Raw genomic sequence first — 4,068 nt, 5'->3', positions numbered from 1 at the left:
CCGTGCGGCGGGACCGCCTCCTCGATGGCCCGCCTGATGTCACCGGCGAGCTCGCGGAACATCTCGGCTATCACGTTCCGCAGCAGTTCTTCCCTGCTGCTGTAGTAGCGGTAGAGCCCGGGCGCGGTCATCCCGATCTCGCGCGCGATCGCGCGCAGCGACGCGGCCGCCGGGCCGTGCTCGACCAGGAGCCGGCGGGCGGTCGCGGTGATCTCCTCCATCGTCGCCGCGCGCACGCGGTCGCGGCGGGTCGGCGAAGGGGCCGATGGCTGCGTCACTGATACCTCACGACTCTGTTTTACCTGCCGCGCCCTCCCGGCGGAAGAACATTGCGCTAACAGTCTTGACGAGAGTGAACGGCGTATGCGAAGTTAGCACCGTACTCAGTTTACGGTGTTCACCATAGTGATCGAAGGAAACGGCTCATCATGGCCCGGGGAGGCGTGATGTTCGAGGCGTGGGGACGCGTGCTGTACCGGACGAGGCGGCGCACGCTGGCGATCGCGGTCCTGTTCGCGATCGCCGCCGGGATCTGGGGGACCGGCGTGTTCGGCAAGCTCAACTCGGGTAACACCTTCACCCCGCCGGACAGCCAGAGCAACCAGGAAAGCAACCTCGCGGCCAGCGTCTTCGGCCGCGACGAGGCGGACGTGGTGGTGCTGTACCACAGCGCCACGATGACGGTGGCCGATCCGGCCTACCGGCAGGCCGTCACGACGGCGCTCGCCGGCCTGCCGTCCGCCGACGTCACCCGGGTCACCACGTACTGGTCGAGCGGGCAGCCCGCCCTGGTCTCCGCCGACCGGCACTCTACGTACGCGGCGCTGCAGCTGACGGGCGACAGCGACCAGGCGCGGCAGCGGACCTACCGGGCGATCGAGGGCGACTTCGCCGCGGCGCCCGGTGCGGCCGCGCTGGCCCGGGCCGGGATCAGCGAGCAGGTCGGCGGCACGGTGCCGACCGAGGTCGCCATCAACGGCGAGGTCACCGCCAACATCGCCAGGGCCGAGGGCATCTCACTGCCTGTGCTGCTCGTCCTGCTGCTGGTGATCTTCGGCAGCCTGGCCGCCGCGGCCCTGCCGGTCGCGATCGGCGGCCTGGCCATCCTCGGCTCGTTCACCGTGCTGCGGCTGCTGACGCTGGCCACCACCGTGTCGGTCTACTCGGTGAACATCACCACGATCATGGGGCTGGGCCTCGGCATCGACTACGGCCTGTTCGTCGTGACCAGGTACCGCGAGGAACTGCGCCGCCAGCCCACCGTCGAGCAGGCGGTGGCCAGAACGGTCGCCACCGCCGGCCGCACGGTCGTCGTCTCCGGCGTCACGGTGGCGCTGGCGCTGACCAGCCTGATGCTGTTCCCCGAGGTCTTCCTCCGCTCGATGGGCTACGGGGGCGTCGCCACGGTCGCGGTGGACGTGATCGCCGCGGTCACCGTGCTGCCCGCGCTGCTCGCCGTCCTCGGCCACCGGGTCAACGCGCTGCGCGTCAGGAAGAGCGTCGGCAGGGCCCCGGCGGCGGACACCTTCCAGGGCGGCTGGTACCGCCTCGCGCACAGCGTCATGCGCAGGCCGCTTGTTTACGTCACGGTCATCGTGCTCGGCCTGCTCGCCCTCGGCGCGCCCTTCCTGCGTATCTCCTGGGGCGGCACCGACGCCAGCGTGCTGCCCGCGAGCTCGGCCGTCCGGCAGGTGTCGCAGCAGCTGAGCAGCGAGTTCCCGGCCAATTCGACCGCGCCGGTCGAGGCCGTGGTCAGCGACGTCACCGACCGCGCGGCGCTGGCCGCCTACATCCGCGCGATCGACGCCGTGCCCGGCGTCACCGGCACCCAGGTCACCGGCCAGCGCGGGACGACCGTGCGGCTGGACGTCGGCTACCAGCCGGCGACCTACTCCCCGGCGGCACGCCAGATCGTCACCGACATCAGGAACATCCCGCCGCCGCGCGCGGCCGGCCACCAGCGCGCCACCGTTCTCGTCGGCGGCACGACGGCGCAGCTCGTGGACGAGCTGTCCAGCCTGGGCGCCACCCTGCCCGAGATGGCCCTGCTCGTCTGCGCCGCGACGTTCGTCCTGCTGTTCCTCGCCTTCGGCTCGGTGGTGCTGCCGGTCAAGGCGATCGTGATGAACGCGGCGTCGCTGTCGGCGACGTTCGGCGTGGTCGTGTGGGTGTTCCAGTGGGGCCACCTGTCCGGCCTCTTGCGGTTCACCCCGACGGGGACGATCGACCCGACGATGCCGATCCTGCTGCTGGCGATCATCTTCGGCCTGTCGATGGACTACGAGGTGTTCCTGCTGTCCCGCATCCGCGAGCGCTACGACCAGACGGGCGACAACACCGCCTCGGTCGCCTGGGGCCTGCAGCGCACCGGCGGCGTCATCACCAGCCTGGCGTTCCTGCTGATCATCGTCGTCGGCCTGTTCTCCGCGTCCGGGATCACGTTCCTCAAGCTGCTCGGCGTCGGCATGATCGTCGCTCTCCTCGTGGACGCCACCGTGGTCCGGGTGCTGCTTGTCCCGGCGACGATGCGGCTGCTCGGCCGCGCCAACTGGTGGGCGCCGGGTCCGCTGCGCCGCCTGTACGCCCGCTACGGGATCAGGGAAAGCGACGCACCCGCCCCGGTGCGGGTTTAAGGACAATTTTCATCCAAACGGACCGTGGTCAGGCGCCACGGCTCGTTCGGGCTAATGGGTGGCTGGCCTGGTCTCGTGGCGGCGCGCGGCGAGCCAGCCCAGCAGCCCCACGGCGGGGAACGCGGCGGCGGCCGCGCAGGCGCCCGCCCACCCCCACCGCTGGCAGGCGGCCCCTGGTCAGCGTGCCCGATGTGCGCGGTCTGCTGCGGCGTGGCTGGCGAGCAGGCGCTACAGTAGCGCGCAGCGCATGAAACGCGAGTGTGTTCGGCCCCTCAGCCGCAGAGGAGAGCGACGTGTTTGAGTCCGGTGATGCCCAGTCGCAGGTGATGTCGGCGCAGCTGCCGGCCGGCATCTTCCTGCTCGACGTGCGTGAGGACGACGAGTGGGCGGCCGGGCACGCGCCCGGCGCGGTGCACGTCCGGCTCGGCGAGCTGTCCGCGCGCACCGGGGAGATTCCGCGCGACCGCGAGGTGTACGTGATCTGCCGCTCGGGCGCGCGTTCGGCCTACGCCGCGCAGGCGCTGGCGGGCGCCGGCTGGAACACGGTCAACGTGTCCGACGGCATGACGGGCTGGGCCGTCGCGGGCCGCCCCATGATCAGCGAGACGGGCGCCGAGCCGTACGTGGCCTAGCGGCCGCGGTCGCCGGCGGGCGCGCACGGCCGTCGCTAGCATCGGTGGGGTGACGGACACCCTATCGATCCGGGGCCTGCGGGTCTCGGCGGTCATCGGCGTGCACGAGTGGGAACGCGGCACCGAGCAGACGCTCATCGTCAGCGTGGACATGGCGGCGGACGCGGCGAAGGCCGCCGCCCGCGACGACATCGCCGGGGCGCTCGACTACTCGGCGGTCGCGCAGACGGTCAGGACCGTCGTGGCGAACGGGAAGTTCGCCCTCATCGAGACCGCCGCCGAGCGGGTCGCCGAGCGCCTTCGCGGCGAGTTCGAGCTGAGCTGGCTCCGTGTCGAGGTGGCCAAGCCGCTGCCCGCCGGCGGTTACACCGCCGCGATCACGATCGAGCGGGGAAGCCGGTTAGGACGGCGTCCAGCGGCTCGGGGATGCGATTGAGGTCGATCGCGCCGGCGAGCAGCCGGGCGTAGCGGAGCTTGCGCCGCGAGCCCGCGCCGAGGAAGCGGCGCAGCTGCGCGTCCGCCGGCTTGCCCCGCCACGCGGGCTGCCGCTGCATGGTGCGGAACGACCCGAGGTCGCCCTGCGCGGCGAGCAGCTCCTCGGCCAGCGCGGTGCCCGCCGCGCGGATGAGCTCGTCCTCCAGGTCCGCGACGCAGACGTGCAGGGGAAACCAGATCCCGGCCGCCGCGAGGGCGCGCCGGACGGTGCCCTCTTCCGGGGCATCGCACAGGCCGGCGAGGCTGACCCCGGCCCCCGCCGGGCCGAGCCGCCGCGCGTAGCGGGCGAACCCGTGCGCGCCGCCGGC

5 protein-coding genes are annotated in these 4,068 nt (G+C 72.2%); 3 read left to right on the top strand and 2 right to left on the bottom strand.

The genetic code is table 11. The annotated features are described in order from the left end of the window. A partial coding sequence (locus Q1N79_RS02885; RefSeq protein WP_367185020.1) for a TetR/AcrR family transcriptional regulator occupies positions 1–278 on the bottom strand: 278 nt, incomplete at its 3' end. Positions 279–428: 150 nt separating this feature from the next. On the opposite strand from Q1N79_RS02885, the gene Q1N79_RS02880 reads away from it, so the two are divergent. From Q1N79_RS02880 to folB, 3 genes are all read left to right on the top strand, one after another. Then, on the top strand, positions 429–2,633 hold the full coding sequence (locus tag Q1N79_RS02880) for an MMPL family transporter (RefSeq protein WP_300603920.1): 2,205 nt from the start codon (positions 429–431) through the stop codon (positions 2,631–2,633). Positions 2,634–2,959: 326 nt separating this feature from the next. Continuing rightward, complete coding sequence (locus Q1N79_RS02875) at positions 2,960–3,265, top strand: rhodanese-like domain-containing protein (protein ID WP_300603922.1); 306 nt, start codon at positions 2,960–2,962, stop codon at positions 3,263–3,265. Positions 3,266–3,314: 49 nt separating this feature from the next. Continuing rightward, positions 3,315–3,701 (top strand): dihydroneopterin aldolase, encoded by a 387-nt coding sequence (gene folB / locus Q1N79_RS02870; RefSeq protein ID WP_300603917.1) that lies wholly within the window; start codon positions 3,315–3,317, stop codon positions 3,699–3,701. Here folB and Q1N79_RS02865 read toward each other — a convergent pair. Next, the coding region (locus Q1N79_RS02865; RefSeq protein ID WP_300603915.1) for an ATP-dependent endonuclease at positions 3,643–4,068 on the bottom strand (426 nt) is incomplete at its 5' end. The genes folB and Q1N79_RS02865 overlap by 59 nt on opposite strands.

It is taken from the genome of Trebonia sp. (genome assembly GCF_030042015.1).
Lineage (GTDB): Bacteria > Actinomycetota > Actinomycetes > Streptosporangiales > Streptosporangiaceae > Trebonia.
Note: the sequence above shows the minus strand (reverse complement) of the source record. Positions and strands in the feature narration are given on the sequence as shown.